A 17,239-nucleotide genomic window follows, 5' to 3' on the forward strand; every position below is an offset into this window, starting at 1 on the left:
TTATTACTCCCCAGGAAGTGGCACTCCATCGCCTTCTTGTTTGGCTTCTTTCCATTGTTTTTCGAAGTCAGGAATGTTATAATAGTTTTTGGCTTTAAACTCTTTGCTGTAGGCATTATCATTGTCGTAATTTTCTGCAAACTCACCCATGGATTTATACTCACTATAGTCTTTCATATTGCTAAAAATGAAACTGTGAAGTCGTGCAAGGATTTCTGCTTTTTGAGAGAAAGTTAATTCTAAATTATTTTTTTTGTCCAATAACATATTAAAATAATCATATCTAAAAAAGGAATACATTTCATCTGCTTTTTCTAAGTCTTCTGCAATGATTTCTAGTAATGGATAATTAACCTTTATTTTATCGTCACATTTTTGGTTGTATATGACTTTGCTTATTTCTCGTATTTTATCTTTTTTAAAATCGGTGTTATCAGCAACCCATTTGTTTAATTCTTTATCGTCATAATTGCCAAAAGTAGTTACTAGACTTCGCATGAAGTATTTATCATTCAAAATAAGCCATTCGAAATGGGCTTTACTGTCATTGAATAAATACATGTTACGAGCTACAAGGGTTTGTATGTTTTTTTTGCGTTGTTGGTCTAGGTCTGAAACGTCTTTCCATCTAGTTACGTAAATATTGTCACCATTATTAGAAGTAAATTTTGTATTTACTTTGTTTTCAATATCTTTTATAGTAGGGTATAGTTCCTCATAATTAATAATTTCAGGAAGTAATAGTTGGTCAACAACTAATTTTTTTGATTTTGAAATAAAAATATTGGGTCTAAATCCATCGGAATCAGAAAAAGATGCTGTTTTTTTACAAACATCAAATAAATTAATGTAGGATATACTTTTATTAGAATGAATTGTGCCAAATATATTGTTTACCCGATTATTAAATGCTTCATCTGAAGGAAATTTATAACCATTGCTTAATAATGTTTTTGAACATTCATTTTCTAACACTTCAATATCATCATTGTTAAATTGATAATGTTTGATATCTGTTACATCATTTGAAACAGAGTATCCAAATTGTATCTGTCTTGTTAATACATCTGTATTCTTTATAACATTCTGTTTTAAAACATTATCATTATCTATTATTTCAGTTTTTTCGTCTAAAGTTTCAAACTCTGAGTTTTCTCCTTTTTTAACTTTATCACATGAATACAAAGCCAATAATAGAACAATTAGGACTCCATTTTTCAGTATGTTTTTTCTCATATTATTATATTATACTTTTACAATTATTCTTCCCCAAGAAGTGGTACTCCATCGCCTTCTTGTTTGGCTTCTTTCCATTGTTTTTCGAAGACAGGAATGTTATAATATTTTTTGGTGTGGCTTGTGTGTGCGCTACTTTTAAAGCTCCTTTTTCGTAGTTGATGAATTTCTTCTCTGAATAATTTATTTCATAAATTGCTATTACCCTCCATTTTCATCTACAAGTGCATCTTGATATTCTTCTGATTTTTTATAAAGATTTTGATAATCAGGTAAATTATAATAATTGTTTTTAACTATTTCTTTTTGAATGGAACCGTCTAAATCTCTCATCCAGATGCGTTGCATAAAATAACTTTTGTCATTAAAATTAGTATCATAACGGTATTGTTCTCCAAAATAAACTAGATGTGCTAAAAGCTTTGCTCTGTCTTGAAGCGAAAGTTCGTTTCTTTTGTCTTTTTCTTCCATTAAATACATTACATACATTTTTAAGGCTTCAAAATAATCCCTATCATTGGGCTCAATAATTTCTTTTAATATGGGGAAAATTTCTAAATTTAACTTTACTGTTCCATCACATTTCTTATTCCAGAGAAGTTGATCTAATGCTTCTGGGTTGTCATCATCAAAAGTTGTGTTTTCTACAACCCATTTGAGTAATTCTTTATCTTCATAATAGCCAAATTTAGTAACTAAACTTTTCATAAATTTAGCATCATTCAAAATAAGCCATTTGAAATGTGCTTTACTATCGTTAAATAAATACATATTGCGAGCTATGATTTTTTGAGGGACTTTTAATTTTATTTCATCATTTTTAAATTCCACAATTTCATTTAAACAGAAAGCATCAGTGATAACTCTATTTTCAAAATTAATCATTATGTATTTCCCTCGATCTATCCAATATGTTTCTTTTAGAAAATTATTTTTTTCCCATTTAAGGCAAGAATCATCAAGATATTGAGCATAATGATAAGTAAATTTTTCATTTTTTAGACTAAATATTTTATCTACTCTATCAATAAACATTCGGTCAATATAACCATTATCTAGTAATGCTTTTTTAATTATTGGAAAAGTTAATTCTAAATCTTTATTTGTAAGAATATGTGGATTGTCATATTCTACTTCATCTGATTCTATACGTTTTTGTTTCTCAAAATATTCTGCTATTTCTTTTACATTTGATTTACTACCTTGTGAGAATCCAACAAAGTAGAAAAAGAGTATTTTAATAAGAAAGAAATAATTTAAATGTTTCATAGTAGATTATTTATTTTGTTTGAAGCAAACATTACTCCTCTCCAGGAAGTGCTATTCCATCGCCTTCTAGTTTGGCTTCTTTCCATTGTTTTTCGAAATCAGGAATGTTATAATAGTTTTTGGCTTTGAATTCTTTGCTGTAGGTATTGTCATAATCATAATGTTCTGCAAAAGTTCCCATAAATTCATAGGTTCTGTAGTCATTCATGTTACTATAAATAAAACTATGCATACGGGCAATAATTTCTGCTTTTTGAGAAAAAGTGAGTTCAAGGGTGTTTTTTGGATTTAAAAGCCAATCAAAATAATACCATTTCAAAAAGTTGAATTTTTCAGTTGCTTTCTCCTCATCTTCTGAAATGATTTTTAAAAAAGTATAATTAAAACCGATTTTCCCATCGCATTTTTTATTGTAAATGACTTCGTTTAGTGGTTCTAAATCTTGGGCATCCATTTTGGTGTTTTCGGCTACCCATTCTACTAATGTGGTATCATCATAATAGCCAAAAGTAGTTACTAGGCTTCGCATGAAGTATTGATCGTTCAAGATAAGCCATTTAAAATGGGCTTTACTATCGTTAAATAGATACATGTTGCGAGCTACAAGAGTTTGGATGTTTTTTTTGCGTTGTTGGTCTAGGTCTGGAAGGTCTTTCCATCTAGTAATTTCAACCTTTGACCCTTTATCGTTAGTAAATTCTCTTTCCATAGAATTTTCAATATTAGCTATTGAGGAGAATTCCTTTTGATAATTAACAATTTCTGGAATTGCATATAATTCAGTAATAAAATTATTGTTTTTAATTATATAAAAACCAAAAGGTTTTATATCAATTGAATTATCGTTTCTATAAAATTTTATATCCTTTGAACAAACATCATAATCATTTGAAAAAAGAAAATTTTTATTTGAATCAGGGGATATTACTCTATTAAAAAATTTTTTTACTTTTAAATTAAATTTTTCATTACTTAATGTTTTATATCCATTACTTAATAAAATATTTTTTATTGTGGGTAATGTTACTTCTAAATCTTCCTTTTTAAAAACATAAGTTTCAATATCAAAAGAGTTGTTTAGCAATCCTGATATACCTTTCTCAAGTTGTTTTTTTAATATTAAATTAAACATAGAATCAGTATTAATAAAATTGTTATTATCGAAATTATTTTCTTTTTTGTATTCCATTTTTTTTGAGTAATTAACATCTTTTTCTTTTTTACAGCTATAAATACTTAGTATTAGTATTATAAATATTATTTTTTTCATCGTGTTGTATCTTTAGTTAATTCTTTTCCATCGGTAGAAACTACCATTAGTTCTTTTTCTTCATTAGTAGGATTGTAATTTATTGGTTTTACAATCCAAAATTCAGATCCAATACCTGTTTTTTTTATTGGATTTGTAGATATTGTCCTCTTTCCTTTGCCATCATTTGGTTTTCCATCTGATTGATTCCCTCCAAGGTAAATAAAACTTTTTCCATCTTCAGATTGACCACATATAAATGCGACATGAGAGTGAGAAAACACTATAACAGCACCATAAAAGACATCATCAACATTCTTAATTATTTCAGAATTTGGCCAACCATCTACATCATCTCTTTGTTTTTTTGCTTCTATTTTTGGTAGCCAATCAAAAGCAGCTACATTAGCTATAGAGTTTGTATTTTTATATTCTTGAACTTGAACAAAGCACCAATTAACAAATGAACCACACCAAAAAGTTTTATTAGTTCCATCAGGCATACTACTTTCGTCAAAATAAGTGTAAATCCTCTCTTTTAATGGGGATTCCGTTTGTCTAATCCCACTATATGTTTTTAACTCTTGAACTGCAAATGCCATCCAAGGAGCTCTTCCTGCCAAATCAAGATTAGTTGCGTTTTTACATCTTCCAGTAAATGTTTCTGTTTTACCAGGAATGTAATGTTGCTCTGTTACAACTTGTGTAATTTCTTTAACTGTTGTTTTTCCGTTTGCAAATCCTCTTCGTTCTACGTTCATTTGTTTTGTATAATTCCATGCTTGACGTTTATTTGCAAACTCACCTGGTTCTTTCATAAATGTATGATTAGAAGCATATCCGTATTTTGTTACCCATGGTTCTCTTTGGATATTTTTCTTTCTTGTTTCGAGGTTAGATTCAATACCATTATCTGGAACACTTATACTTTCATCAAACACTACATAATCTGGATTGTTGCCATTGCCTACTGCATTTGGTTTTATGACTTGTAAATAAAAATCGGTAAGGGTGGTGAGTTTGTCTTTATTTTTTTGCAAATATTTTTTAACATAGTCCATTTGTTCTATAAATGTCATTGCTTTTAATTTTGCATAGGTTGTTCCAATTGTGTTGGCACTGCCTTCATTAAATTGAACTAATCCCACATAGCCTTTGCCGTTTTCTTTTGATGGAGAAAATGAGTTTGCAGTTTCTAAATGAAAAATAGACATTAATTCGCTTGCTTTTTCTACTTTTTTATCTTCTCCCCAAAGTTCGGCACATACTTCTAATACTTTTTTTCTTTCCTCGCACGTAATTTTTGAACTCCAATAAAAATTATTATCCTTACAAAAACAAGTGACAGTATTGTTCTCTATCTCAGCCGATTCTATTTCTACAAAAACATTATTGTTTTGAACGGCTTCTGGTGTGGCTTGTGTGTGTGCTACTTTTAAAGCTCCTTGTTCGTAGTTGATGAATTTTTTGCGAAGGGTTAGCATTTCTTCTGGTGAAAAAGGGGTGCCATCGGCTTTTTTTGCTTTAATACCCATTTTTTCCATTTCTGTATCATGGGCTAAACTGGCTGGCAAGGAATCGTTTACTATTACTTGGCTTTTGAGTAGTTGGTAGGATTCTTTGTTAGGGTCGGCTGCATCTTTTACTTTTTTAGAAACTTGTGCTATATAATAATCATAGGTTTGGCCTTCTATCTTGCAATCTTCGTTTAATGTGAAACTTACTTCTAGTAAACCGTCTGGGCCTACTTTTTCTGCGTTGTAAGTCTCTATGGCTTCATGGGTAACAATGATTCCTGCTGCATCTTCGTTCATGTTTTCTTTAGGAACTTCTCTCAAAACGTCTATTTTGAGTTCCTCATCGATCATGTTAACAGTATGCGCCCATATTTTGTGCGTTTTTCCATAATAGGTTAGGGTTTGTTGCACATTTTTACCGTCTTCTGTGGCAAAAACGATCGATTTTACTTTTTGTTCGTTAGTAACTTGCAATACTTCGTTGGTCTCTAAAACGCTGTACATTTTTGTGCCCACAATTAAATTGGCATGTGTTATTTCTAGGTTTTCGGCTAAAGTTGTGGCACCTGAGCTATTTTCGGGTAGCTCGATGGTGAAAATTAGGCTATAAGTAGGAGTAGGGTTCTCTGTAGTTGCAGGAATTGCCGCTTCCATTTTTTTCTTATACTCGTCGTTTGTGGCTATTTTAAAATAGCCTTTTCCTTGGTCGTTTAATGCAATTGTTTTTTCTTCTAATAAAAATTTTTCAGGTTCTGCTAAGTAGCTATCATAGTCTCCTTTGAGCCATATTTTGGCTTTCAGAGACAAATTCGATAATCCTTCTATTTCCACAAAACCATAGGACTCTTCTTTGAAACCTGTTTCTGTGCGTTTGTATCCTGTTTTATAGGACCATAAAGCTCTTTTTAATAGGGGAGTTGTCACTTTTACAGTGGAGCTTACTTTTGTAGCTTCTGTATAGGCTCCAGAAACAGAGGCTTCAATTTTAAATTCCCCGTTTTTTGTGAATGTTAGCGAACCATCGTTATTATTAGTTACTCCCTCTGGCAATTGAAGTACTAATTGCTCGTCGTTAATGAGTGGCATTATTCGAGCGGTAGCATCATATTTTACTTTAGAGCCTTTGGGTACATGTAAAGGCAAGGTGATTTTATCTGCGGAGTTTTTAATTACCTCAAATGAAAAAGCATCTGTACCATTAAAACTAGGGGTTTTGCTTGCTTCTAAGGCTTTTCCGTAGGCCTCGATAACATATTTGCCAAAATAATTATTACCTGCTTTGGCATCTATATTGACTATTTCATCTATTCTTTTATTGATGTTAGGGTTTGTTGCAATAGCAGCAGTTTCAAATTGATTCAATCGTACTCTGTCTTTTTGTAGGTACCATTGCACTTTTGCATTAGTTGGAAGTAGGTCAACAGAATATTTTGCTACACTCACGTTTAGTACATCATTATAGCGTAAGAGTCCACTCCCTTTGTGGGAAATGGTATTAACACCGTAGGTGTCTTTCACTTCTAAGGAAACGGTGTGACGGTTTGTTCCTTGCGCATCGGTATAGGCTTCAATAGTATATTTTCCAGCATTTTTAAAAGTCATTACTGCCACTGGAGTAGTTCTAACGCTTTCATTGGCAATGCTAACCTTTAATAAACTAGTATCTTTAGTACTATAACTATTATATAGCACTGCTCCTTCTTTTAATACACGCCAACTCACAACAGGTGAGGTATCTACTAACTTGTTGTTGTTTAAAATTTTCGAAAAATCGCTAAATGAATTTGCCTTGAAGGAAATATTGATTGGAACAGGCATATTTTTAACGGTAGATTTACCTGCTACTGTAATGCCTTCAACATGGTCTTTTACATACTCAATGATAATTGCACATTCATCATCGCCAGCATTTTTACCATAAGCTTCTATACGGTATTCACCTTCTTCTAAATCTTTGAAGAGTGTGTTTAAATTGCAATTAAAAGTAGTACCTAGCCCTATAAAAGTTTTAATTTTATCTTTTATACCCGTTCCTTTAAACAACACCCATGAAATTTTTGAAGCATCTCCAGAAGCACAAGCCTCTAAATGAATCATGCTATCATTTTGAATGTTATTTTGCCAAAACACTTGTAATGGTTCGGGTTCTTTTATAAAATAATAAGTGTTTTTAGTTCCTTTAGGTTTTTCTCTAAAGGGTTTTATAATTTCAATATTGCTAACAGAGGTTTTGGTTGAAGATGAGGAAGCCGTTTCCCATATAGCAGAAGTATTGGCAATAGCAAAAGCATCGGCTTCATTAATATCTATTTGTGAGACACTTCCTTTTTGTCCGCTGTCGGCAAATTGAATGGTTCCTTTTTGGCCATATCCTTCGCATGTACCTGTAGAAACATCTAAAAGTACCTTCATACTTTTATTGAAATCTACATTTTCATAATAATCTTTATATTTTATACTGCATATCCCTGCACAGGGTGCTGTTTTATTGTCTGGTAATTTGCATGTTCCAAAACCTTTTCCATTATCGAAATTTTCAAAAGTATCATCTAAATAGGTAGCAATGGGTTTGTTTTGTGCAAAGTATTTATTTTTACCTAATTTCTTTTTCTGACTTGTTATGTTTATAGGGACTGCCTTCCCTTTATTGTTGTTTGTTGTAGAATTAGAACAAAATGCTTTTGCTCCTTCTATTATTATTTTCCCTTTTGCCATACTTATTGCTTTAACGTTATGGTAATTTCTTCTTTATAGGTAAACCCATCTTTCATTGCGAGATGGAAATTTGCCTTTTTTTTCTTTATTTTTCTTTCAATGGTATCAAAATAGGATTCGGTTACTAGTTTGATGTTTACTTTTTCCTGTTTTGCTTCTTTTTTACTTGCTTTTCTTTTTATTTTTTCGAGTAGCGATTTTTCTATTTCACTATTTGATTCAAAGGAAATAATAATTTCTTTAGAAGCAGGATTTAGTATTTTGGTTCTTCCAATACAAGCTTGAGAGCCAATAGACTTAATGTTCCATACTAGAGTTGTGCCTATATCGGGTTTATTTTTATCATCTATAGAAGGATTAAAAAAAAACAAATTCCAATAGGGTTCTTTGAATTTACTTTTTGTGAAAGCAGCTTCATTTTTTATGATGTCATAATATTGATTTCTAATATTTTTCACGTTTTCTGAATCTTCAAATTCGTTTATTATACACTCTGAGTTTTTTTGCCATTCCTGCAACCAATTGTCAAATTCAAAGAAATTTTTGAAATTCCCGTTAATATCGGTTTGAATTTTTAAAGGGTAGGTGAGCGCTTCTAGTGCTGCCAATATCTCTAAAAAAATATTTTCTTTTTCATTTTCTTTTTTTTCTGTTATTTTATTTACGAGATATACTTTCCCTTCTTCAGCGTTTTGTAGTATTGAAAAATCAATGCTATATTTTGTTTCTATTTTCTTCTGTAGACTATTAACCGTACAATCGATTTTTTCTACTATTTCAAAAACCATTTAAATAATTTTTAAAATAAAATTATTGCTCAAATTCAAATTCAACTTCTTGGTTTTTTATCAAATCAAAAACTACATTTCCTTCTTCTAGTACATAGAAGATATCTAGTTCATTATTATTAAATCGAACATAAGCTATTATCTCATTATTAAGACCATCAAATGAACTTTTATCACCTTTGTATGCATTGTTTAATTCTTTTGTTTCTTTGTATATGTAAACAGAATTATAAGCATATTTTTTAGTATTAGTTTTACTATAATTAGTAATAAAATCGTGTAATTCCTTTTTTAAATTATCATTAACTTGAAAATCTCCTTTTAAGAAAAAGTAATCAATTTTGTCTAGGTTATTCTCACTATCTTTAAATTCGTAATGATAGGGACTTAAAGGTTCTATTTTGATATTTTGCATTTTTTTATTTGTGTTACAAGAAAACAATAGTAAAGCAAATACTGTTATTATATTTATCTTTGTCTTCATGTTCTTAGTTTGTTATTTTTATTTTTTTAATCATTTCGGTAATAAATGGCTTTGCATTTCTATAATGTTGAAGAATATACCATGCCTTAAAACAATCTCCTGTATGATATTGAGGTATTCTATCTGAACCATGTTTTACAATATCATCCCAATCTAAGCCAAAATGGTCATAAAAAGTATAGATTAAATCACATTCCCATTTTCCATTTGATTCTGTATATACATAGTTTTCAATTTCTGCCTTTACACTCCAAACTTGATGTATAGTTATTCCTAACCCAGACACTTTATCCCAAAATGAAGAAAAATTGAGTAAATCCATAGGTATTATTTCCATCTGATTTGGGTCATATTTTGCAATGCTCAATTCTGCTTTAAAAAGATTTACAAAATTGTCATGAAATTTTAAAGTGGCAGCGTTATTTTCTATTTCCTTATTTAACGCATCACTTTTGTATGTTCCGCCAGTACCACTTTTAAAAAGAGATGACATTTCTAAAGCAACAGTTTCCATGCTTCCTATTGAGAGCGATTGCATTAACTGATCTAAATATGCTCCTAAAGTTGCGTTATTGTGTGTAAACATAGCATCGTTCATAATGCTTGCAGATTTAGGAGGTTTATCTCCGCTCATCATATCTTCTGCGGGTGTCTTATCAAAATTATAGCCTGGGTCTCTTCGTGCTTTACCAATAAGTTTTGAATTGACTCTTATTGTTTTTTGCTCTTCTTCACTTTGCGCTACAAAATCACCAAACTTTTTACCACCTTCTTTACCATTAAAACGGACTTCATTTGGTGAAGTAAATTCTAAGTTCTCTTTTGTTGCTCTTATTGCTATAGTTTCGGCTTCCTTGTGTGATGTACCTAAAGTGGTTCTAACAATATTTCCTCCTTCATTCATCTTTATTGCATGTTAACTTTTTTACCACTATTCACATTTACTTCTTTCGCACTTTCTACATGAATGGCTTCCTTACTACTTATTATATTTCCTTTTTCCATGTTTTCTGTAATCGATTTAGCTTTTGAGCTTCTACCTATTTGAGCGGTTTCAAAAATATTACTAGCTGTTAAGCTATAGTCTTCATTGGCTAATTCGGTTATGCTTTCTCCAGCAATTATATTTATATTTTTTTGAGCACTAGAAACTATATTTCCTCCAGCACTATAAATTATATTTTCACCTGCGTTTACAGTAAAGTTTTTTGGTGCATTGATGCTGATATTCTTGTTTCCATCTAATAGCACACTATTTCCACTAGGGTCTTCTAGAAATATGGAACCAACAGCATCGTCTATAATAATTTTACAGCCACTTCTTGTTTGTATCACCTTTTTATCGTTACCTGAAGTCGCATAGGCACTCGATGCACTACCGTTATACATTGCTCCAAGAACAAAAGGTTTCTCTGCATTTCCTGCTTCAAAACCAACTAATACTTCTTCTCCAATTTCTGGAATAAAATACATTCCTTTTCCTCCTCCTGCATGTGGATTTATCATACGAATCCATGGTGAGTTTCCGTCTTGCCAAGCAAACTTTACTTGCACACGACCTAATCCTGATGGATCATTATTATCTGTAACAACTGCGGGTTGCGTATCTGCTGTTGGATGATTGTGTACGTTTCCATAAGGTGGTGCTAAAACGGTATCTGGAACGGCTTGAAAAGTGTTGTGATAGGAGCCCGATTCTTCACAAACATGAGTAATATCGGTAATAATATAGCTTCCAAAATTTTGCTCTTGCAGACCATCTAATAGATTACCTGTCATTGAAAAAGCAGGTTCTTGAATAGAAACGACGTCTCCAATTCGTAATCCTGTTTCGTCACTATCTCCTTTTGCAGTTACTAAATCGGCTGCTCGAGATTGCAATTGTGTGGTTACTCTATCTATTAAATGTGTTCGTGCACTTCCTTCTTCGATAGGGTGTGTATAAAGCATCGTTGAATCGTCTGGAAAAAGCTTTTTAGAACTCTCATACATTACTTTAGAATAGCCTTCTGGCTGGTAATTTACTTCTGTAGCATTCGCTTTTTGTGTTTCTGCATTACTAGAATCATATCCTAAATATTCAAAACCTAGTGGTTTCGCACGCATTTCGATATTGAAACTGTGCAACGATCGACCATATTCTAATACGAAATTTTTAGATTTTGGTTGACCGAATGTTAATTCTTCTCCATTATAATAGAACCATTGTCCTTTTTTTTGTGCCATTCTACAGGCAAAGCCAAAATCGCTTTCTCTGTATTGCACTACATAAGGCAAACTTGTATCGTTTTTTATATCAACTGTCGGTTGCAGTTCTCTTTGAGGATAGCTGCCTGTAATTTTTTTTATGATATCTGACAAAGAATCGTCTGAAAAAGATTGTGTTTTTGGTGTTCCTTCCATTGCAATGGTTGGACTATAACCATTTATTATGATTCCTCCTGCTGCTCCCGAAGTACGAATCATTTGTGCTTCTGTTATTATCCCATTAAACAAAAGTGGTGATGATGTTCTTAAACTTGAAGGTTGTATCTCAATTTTTATGGTTTGACCAATATAGCTTTGTGATTTATCTATTGCTTGACTCACAAATTCTTTTGGTAAAGGTTGTAATAATGAAAAAGTATGATGTGTATGTACTTTTTGATGTATCACTAACTTAGAAAATCGCGTAAGAGATTCGCCTCCAATTTGGATGCGTATAGTAGTGCTTATTGCCATGATGTATTTATTTGTTTTGTTGCTCCCAAATATACAAAAGTGTTTTAATTTATTTGTAATTTTGGTTTTACTTTTTAGTTAAAAAAGTAGGAGACTTTTATAGATTTCTTTTAAATATCTTTAAAAACAGCATAAATCAAACGAAACTATATAGATTGGGACTTAAAGGGAGTTTTAGTTTTCTTAATGAATAGTAATACTAATGGAATTATTATGTTTTCTGTTTTTATAAAGAAATGTATAAATGCAAATAAGTTTGTTTTTTGTTATCTAAATGCAAACTTGTTGTTTTTTTGAAGAAAGTTATTAAAAGTAGGGCAGAAGCATTTGGTCTTTCAATTGTAGCCTACAAATGGTCATCGGACAGGTGTAGATGGTCCTTCTGAAAGGTGAAATGACGCTTCTAAACACTACTTTTTTATCTTCAGACACTTACATAAATACTTCTAACAGTTTCTGACGCTCTTCTAACACCTTCCTTTAGTTAGTTGAGTGGAGAAAAGGAGCTTTTTAATGCCCTCTTCTAAAACTACTTGACAGATTTAATTGTTAAATCTAATGTGAGGATAAATTAATTGTTTATACGATTGAATTATCATGGAAGAATAATGAAAAGCGATGTTCATGTATTCCTGAAAGGAACTATCTTATTAGAAAGCAACTACAGTGACAAATTTATATGGTACTTGAAAATGATGTTTGAAAAAATAGATTATTCTTTTGATTTGAAAGCAGGAATAATTGGTAGATTTTTGAGTCTAGTTCCTAATATTACCTCAGCAGCTTACAAGTAAGAAAAAAATAAGTTCAGTTTTTGTATAGTAGCTTTTACGGAATATGAGAAAGCCTAGTCGTTAGACCAGGCCTTTTTTGTTTTTGAACGTTTTTGCAACTATAAGAAGTTGAGGAAAAGTATGCCAAAAGCTTTTACTTATTCGGCTAATTTAAAAAATACAAAGCAGAGTTTAAATTAAGTATTATTATCTCAATATCTTATAAGCTCTATTGTATATTGTTTTTTGTAATTTAATTTCCACGATAAGTTGAATATCCAAATGCTGACAATGTGATAGGAACGTGATAATGATTTTGATCTTTTATTTGAAAAACAACTTCAATGAAAGGATAAAAACTTTCAATGTTCTCTTTTTTAAAATATTCGTTAGTATAAAATGTTAATTTATATATTCCTAAATTTGATTTTTCTGAATTTAAGAAGTCGGTAATTCTTCCGTTTAAATCAGTTTTTTTCTCATCTACAAACGACCAAACTTTAGTTTGTTCGTTATATTTTTCTAATTTGATTGATATGTCTTTTGCTGGTGAACCTTTTGACACATCTAGAATATGACTTGAAAGTTGGAACTTATTGTTTTGTCCGAACATAAAGGTTGATAAAAGTATTAAAAACGTAGTGTAGATTAATTTTTTCATTATTTTATTTATTAAATTATTTACTAGTTGTGATTCCATTTTCATAAATTGTTGCCGCTTTTGCTATTAAATCGTCATTTTCTGGGTTTCCACCACCAGCAACTCCAATACTACCCACAACATTTCCTTTATACCATATAGGTAAACCACCACTTAAAAGTAATAGTTCTGGTAGCGTATTCAAATTATTAATAAGTGGATTATTATTTGCTTTTTGTAATAATTCAAGTGTTGAAGTTTTAGTTGATAATGCTGTAAAAGCTTTCCTACGAGCTGCTTCTGTGTTATGTATTCCTACACCGTCACCTCGAATCATTAAAATTATATTACCAGAAGCGTCAAGAATTGCTATTGATACATTTTTATTAATTTCATTTGCTTTTTTCAATGCTTTATCAGTTAAAAGATAGGCAGCATCTAATGTTAGATTTTCTACTGATTTAATGTAGTTTTTCTCATAAGTGGCGACTTCTTTTAGGTTTGGATTTTTTTGTGCATTAGTAATAAAAGGAATGATAGCAATTAGTAATAGTAAATTTTTCATCTGTTTTTTTTACAAAGGTAATTGCTGAAAACTTCAGAAAAGTTGTTCTATGTCAACGTTTTTTATAATTTAGATTTCACTCTGCTTAATGTTGAAGCTGATATTCCTAAATAGGATGCAACCATTTTGTTTGAAACATTTAATAATAATTTAGGCTGATGTTTAATTATCCATTTTACTTTTTCTTTAGCATCAAACCCTTGAAATCCGTAAATTCGTTTTTGCGCCATTATAAAACCATTTTCTAAAATTTCAGTGTATAACTTTGCAAATTCTGGCAAAGTATTTACCAAGTGATAAAAATCAGTTCTTGAAATAACGAGTAATTCCGAATTTTGAATTGTTTGTAGGTATTCTTCGGCAGGTTTTTGGTCTATAAAACTAGGTAAAGCTGTTGCAAAATTCTCTTCAAATGCAAAAAATCTTGAATTATCATTACCGTCTTTTGAAATTGTGAATAAACGAATACATCCTTTGTTTATAAAATAATAATTTTGACATACTTCTTCACTAGTCAGTAAGATTTGGTTTCGTTTAGTATGTATAATTTTAAAATATGAAACTATTTTTTTTAATGTATTATCATTCACATCAGTTTTTCTCTTTAAAACTTTTTCAAGAATTTGAAACATTTTCTTTAATATTTTTGATAAAATAGTTTACACATTATTGTACTACAGCATATTTGGGACTAAATTAAGCTCTATTTTTAGGCTTAACTAAATCCTCCCAAATATAAGACGAATCTTCCATTAAGTCAATTACCCAAATCGTATTAAACTTAAGCTGTTGTACTATGTATTTATAAAATTAGTAATTTTTCTTTTGGTTTGCCTAATATTACTCAATTATACGAACATAAATTTACGCTATAATTTACTGTACCCATTTACCTCTATTTACCATAGGTATACCTAGCTGTAAATAGTTTATACTTTTTCAACCAAAAGATATTCCAAATAGCTAAAAGCTGTTACAACTAAATTGTTACGATCTTTAGCCTTTTTAGTAAGCTCATTTAATACGTTTTTATTAATTTTTAGTCCTTTAATCATTATCCATTTAGGATTTTTCAGTACTCTCAAATCCTCAAGTGGGTTTTTGGAATTCAATATGAAATTTGCCAATTTACCATTTTCAATAGTTCCAATTTGTGACAATTCTTTATTTGTTTTGGAAGGATTTATTGTTGCTGTTTTTAAAACTTCATAGTTACTTAATCCTGCTTGTTTGTAAAGTAAAAGTTCCTGATGGATAGAGTAGCCAGGGGCCGTTATTCCTATTCCTGATTCAGTTTCGCAAATAATATTTATGCCTGCTTCATTCATTTTTTTAGTATATACAAATGAAATTGATGTTGCTTAAAAATATTCGTTTTAATTGAGTTATTATTTTCTTTTTCGTTTGTCCATCTATTCTATTTTACTATCAACTATTTGAATTAATGGATTTATATAATGTACAGCATTAGATTTCAACTCACTTTCACCTTGTTCAAGCATTTCAAAAATTTTGTAATGACTAGTCAATGTTGGACAAAATGATTTTTGAGTATTCACGAATTTTTGAATTATCGTTTCAAGTTTTAAACTATCAATTTGGTATTCTAATACTTGTTGAACAATTTCTTCTGCGTGTTCAATATTTGTTATTTAAGGTTGAAATTGGTTTAGATACGGTATTTCTCTGCAAGGATAGGCGGCAATGCAAATATTAGAAATTATAGACTGCTCAATAATAGTTACCCTTTGTTAATTTTTTCTTTAAATTCTTCAATTCTTTGTTTATAATGATCATCAGCATTTATTTCATACGCTTTAGTCGCAAATTTTAAGGCATTTTTAAAATCATTATTTCTTTCATAATAATCGGCCATAGAATCGTAGCTGTTGGCACTATTTGGGTAATACTCAATGGTTAGTTCAAAGTACATCTTAGCTCTTTCCATTTGGTCCATATCCATACTCATGTAACCCTGCATATTTATTAAGAATTCAGGAAAAGGAGGTACAGCGTATCCGAAATGTGTTTCAAGTTTACGTTGTCGATACCTTACAATCTTATTAATTTCTTCTGCAGTTGTAGTTGGCATATTATATTTGTCAATATTTTCCGTTTGGTACCATTCAAAAACAGAAATTAAACCATCCATAATGGAAGGAAAGGGAATAGTACCATGTAAATCTCTTTGATAAAACTTCCATTCAAAAGCTAATTGATTTTGCTTATTTTTATTCAATATTTCAGAAAAAGCAATATTAGATCGTGAAAATAAGGTCAAGTCTGTTGTGTCTTTTTTTATTTCATTTAAGGGCACCCCTGAACCTCCCAGAGACATAAATAATGACTTCCCTTTGTAATTAGCGCTTGAAACTTTATCTTTTGCTTCTGTAATTAATCGTTGATTATCCCAATCCAAACTAGGATCAATCGCCAAATAATTGGAAAACAATTCTGGGTGATGAATTAGTGTGTAAATAGTAAATAAACCTCCGTAAGAATGACCAATAAGAGTCCTGAAATTGGTTACAGGGTATTTCTTTTCTATAAAAGGAATTAGTTCAGTCTCTATAAACTTACTAAAATTGACAGCTTCTCCGTTTTCTTGTTTAAAAGGACTTCCATACATCTCAGTTACTTTTGAAGTTGTCAAGTCCGGCATTCTGTTCTTATTGTTTGAAATGCCAATAATAACCATTTCGGGTGTAAAGCCACCACTATAATAGTTTTGTACATCATTCACTGTAGGGAGAAATACTTCACCATCTAAAACAAAAACAACTGGGTATTTTATGTTTTCATCGGGTTTGTAATCCGCAGGGAGTTGTACATAAATTTTTCTAGTTTCTTTTAGCGTATTAGAGTAAAGACTATCTATAGCGCCTACTTTTTGTAAAAACTGTTGGTTTTCATTTCCCTGAGCTTTTACAAATTGTTGAAAAAAAATAATGAGTCCTATTGTCAATACTATTTTTGATCCTTTTGTCATTTTATTGTTTTTAATTATTCTTATTTAATTTTCTATAATTGAGGTTAAAACTCCAATATGAGTAGTAGCGGATTTACACTAACGAATTTTAAAGTTTTACATTGACTATTTTTATAATTAATTCTATGTTTTTAATACTTAAATCACTATTCTCTATAAACAAAGTTGGAAACAGATTTACTCTGCTTATTTTTTAACAATTCATTCAATTTTGTCATTGATTGTTTATTAATAAGTCTGACTGCATTTTACTATTCAAGAGTATATTTTAATTTTTTTTGCTGCTTTATAAT

Annotated in this window: 14 protein-coding genes; 1 reads left to right on the forward strand and 13 read right to left on the reverse strand. The window is 30.5% G+C overall.

Going from position 1 to position 17,239, the window contains the following annotated elements:
• Positions 1-3: 3 nt before the first annotated feature.
• The 8 genes from L2Z92_RS15720 to L2Z92_RS15755 all read right to left on the reverse strand — a co-directional run bounded on the left by L2Z92_RS15720 (position 4) and on the right by L2Z92_RS15755 (position 11,979).
• Positions 4-1,236, reverse strand: coding sequence for a hypothetical protein (locus tag L2Z92_RS15720; protein WP_236455367.1), 1,233 nt, complete (start codon positions 1,234-1,236; stop codon positions 4-6).
• 201 nt (positions 1,237-1,437) lie between these two features.
• Complete coding sequence (locus L2Z92_RS15725) at positions 1,438-2,505, reverse strand: hypothetical protein (protein ID WP_236455369.1); 1,068 nt, start codon at positions 2,503-2,505, stop codon at positions 1,438-1,440.
• A 31-nt stretch (positions 2,506-2,536) separates the two neighbouring features.
• Complete coding sequence (locus tag L2Z92_RS15730; RefSeq protein ID WP_236455371.1) at positions 2,537-3,694, reverse strand: hypothetical protein; 1,158 nt, start codon at positions 3,692-3,694, stop codon at positions 2,537-2,539.
• Between the two features lie 77 nt (positions 3,695-3,771).
• Complete coding sequence (locus L2Z92_RS15735) at positions 3,772-7,986, reverse strand: hypothetical protein (RefSeq protein ID WP_236455374.1); 4,215 nt, start codon at positions 7,984-7,986, stop codon at positions 3,772-3,774.
• Between the two features lie 2 nt (positions 7,987-7,988).
• Positions 7,989-8,774, reverse strand: a complete 786-nt coding sequence (locus L2Z92_RS15740) for a hypothetical protein (protein ID WP_236455379.1) — start codon at positions 8,772-8,774, stop codon at positions 7,989-7,991.
• A gap of 22 nt (positions 8,775-8,796) precedes the next feature.
• Complete coding sequence (locus tag L2Z92_RS15745; protein ID WP_236455381.1) at positions 8,797-9,189, reverse strand: hypothetical protein; 393 nt, start codon at positions 9,187-9,189, stop codon at positions 8,797-8,799.
• A 73-nt stretch (positions 9,190-9,262) separates the two neighbouring features.
• Complete coding sequence (locus L2Z92_RS15750; RefSeq protein WP_236455383.1) at positions 9,263-10,162, reverse strand: DUF3289 family protein; 900 nt, start codon at positions 10,160-10,162, stop codon at positions 9,263-9,265.
• 2 nt (positions 10,163-10,164) lie between these two features.
• Positions 10,165-11,979, reverse strand: a complete 1,815-nt coding sequence (locus L2Z92_RS15755; RefSeq protein WP_236455384.1) for a type VI secretion system Vgr family protein — start codon at positions 11,977-11,979, stop codon at positions 10,165-10,167.
• 608 nt (positions 11,980-12,587) lie between these two features.
• Between L2Z92_RS15755 and L2Z92_RS15760 the strand changes: the two genes are divergently transcribed.
• Positions 12,588-12,773, forward strand: a complete 186-nt coding sequence (locus L2Z92_RS15760) for a hypothetical protein (protein WP_236455385.1) — start codon at positions 12,588-12,590, stop codon at positions 12,771-12,773.
• Between the two features lie 232 nt (positions 12,774-13,005).
• Here L2Z92_RS15760 and uraH read toward each other — a convergent pair whose 3' ends face one another.
• From uraH to L2Z92_RS15785, 5 genes are all read right to left on the reverse strand, one after another.
• Positions 13,006-13,413, reverse strand: coding sequence for a hydroxyisourate hydrolase (gene uraH / locus L2Z92_RS15765; RefSeq protein ID WP_236455386.1), 408 nt, complete (start codon positions 13,411-13,413; stop codon positions 13,006-13,008).
• Between the two features lie 16 nt (positions 13,414-13,429).
• Positions 13,430-13,957, reverse strand: a complete 528-nt coding sequence (locus L2Z92_RS15770) for a heme-binding protein (protein ID WP_236455391.1) — start codon at positions 13,955-13,957, stop codon at positions 13,430-13,432.
• A 62-nt stretch (positions 13,958-14,019) separates the two neighbouring features.
• Entirely contained in the window at positions 14,020-14,589 is a 570-nt protein-coding gene (locus L2Z92_RS15775; RefSeq protein WP_236455393.1) for a Crp/Fnr family transcriptional regulator, read from the reverse strand.
• Positions 14,590-14,886: 297 nt separating this feature from the next.
• The gene (locus L2Z92_RS15780) at positions 14,887-15,285 is read right to left on the reverse strand and encodes an amidohydrolase family protein (RefSeq protein WP_236455395.1); all 399 of its coding nucleotides are present in this window, start codon (positions 15,283-15,285) and stop codon (positions 14,887-14,889) included.
• Between the two features lie 413 nt (positions 15,286-15,698).
• Positions 15,699-16,946, reverse strand: coding sequence for an alpha/beta hydrolase-fold protein (locus L2Z92_RS15785; protein ID WP_236455397.1), 1,248 nt, complete (start codon positions 16,944-16,946; stop codon positions 15,699-15,701).
• Between the last annotated feature and the right edge of the window lie 293 nt (positions 16,947-17,239).

Source organism: Flavobacterium jumunjinense, from assembly GCF_021650975.2.
Classification (GTDB): Bacteria; Bacteroidota; Bacteroidia; order Flavobacteriales; family Flavobacteriaceae; genus Flavobacterium; species Flavobacterium jumunjinense.

Excerpts from the sequence above, each read along its gene's own strand:
- L2Z92_RS15755 (WP_236455384.1), bottom strand. The coding sequence starts at position 11,979 with ATGGCAATAAGCACTACTATACGCATCCAAATTGGAGGCGAATCTCTT.
- uraH (WP_236455386.1), bottom strand. The coding sequence starts at position 13,413 with ATGAAAAAATTAATCTACACTACGTTTTTAATACTTTTATCAACCTTT.
- L2Z92_RS15720 (WP_236455367.1), bottom strand. The coding sequence starts at position 1,236 with ATGAGAAAAAACATACTGAAAAATGGAGTCCTAATTGTTCTATTATTG.
- L2Z92_RS15730 (WP_236455371.1), bottom strand. The coding sequence starts at position 3,694 with ATGGAATACAAAAAAGAAAATAATTTCGATAATAACAATTTTATTAAT.
- L2Z92_RS15775 (WP_236455393.1), bottom strand. The coding sequence starts at position 14,589 with ATGTTTCAAATTCTTGAAAAAGTTTTAAAGAGAAAAACTGATGTGAAT.
- L2Z92_RS15770 (WP_236455391.1), bottom strand. The coding sequence starts at position 13,957 with ATGAAAAATTTACTATTACTAATTGCTATCATTCCTTTTATTACTAAT.
- L2Z92_RS15735 (WP_236455374.1), bottom strand. The coding sequence starts at position 7,986 with ATGGCAAAAGGGAAAATAATAATAGAAGGAGCAAAAGCATTTTGTTCT.
- L2Z92_RS15780 (WP_236455395.1), bottom strand. The coding sequence starts at position 15,285 with ATGAATGAAGCAGGCATAAATATTATTTGCGAAACTGAATCAGGAATA.
- L2Z92_RS15725 (WP_236455369.1), bottom strand. The coding sequence starts at position 2,505 with ATGAAACATTTAAATTATTTCTTTCTTATTAAAATACTCTTTTTCTAC.
- L2Z92_RS15740 (WP_236455379.1), bottom strand. The coding sequence starts at position 8,774 with ATGGTTTTTGAAATAGTAGAAAAAATCGATTGTACGGTTAATAGTCTA.
- L2Z92_RS15750 (WP_236455383.1), bottom strand. The coding sequence starts at position 10,162 with ATGAATGAAGGAGGAAATATTGTTAGAACCACTTTAGGTACATCACAC.
- L2Z92_RS15785 (WP_236455397.1), bottom strand. The coding sequence starts at position 16,946 with ATGACAAAAGGATCAAAAATAGTATTGACAATAGGACTCATTATTTTT.
- L2Z92_RS15745 (WP_236455381.1), bottom strand. The coding sequence starts at position 9,189 with ATGCAAAATATCAAAATAGAACCTTTAAGTCCCTATCATTACGAATTT.
- L2Z92_RS15760 (WP_236455385.1), top strand. The coding sequence starts at position 12,588 with ATGAAAAGCGATGTTCATGTATTCCTGAAAGGAACTATCTTATTAGAA.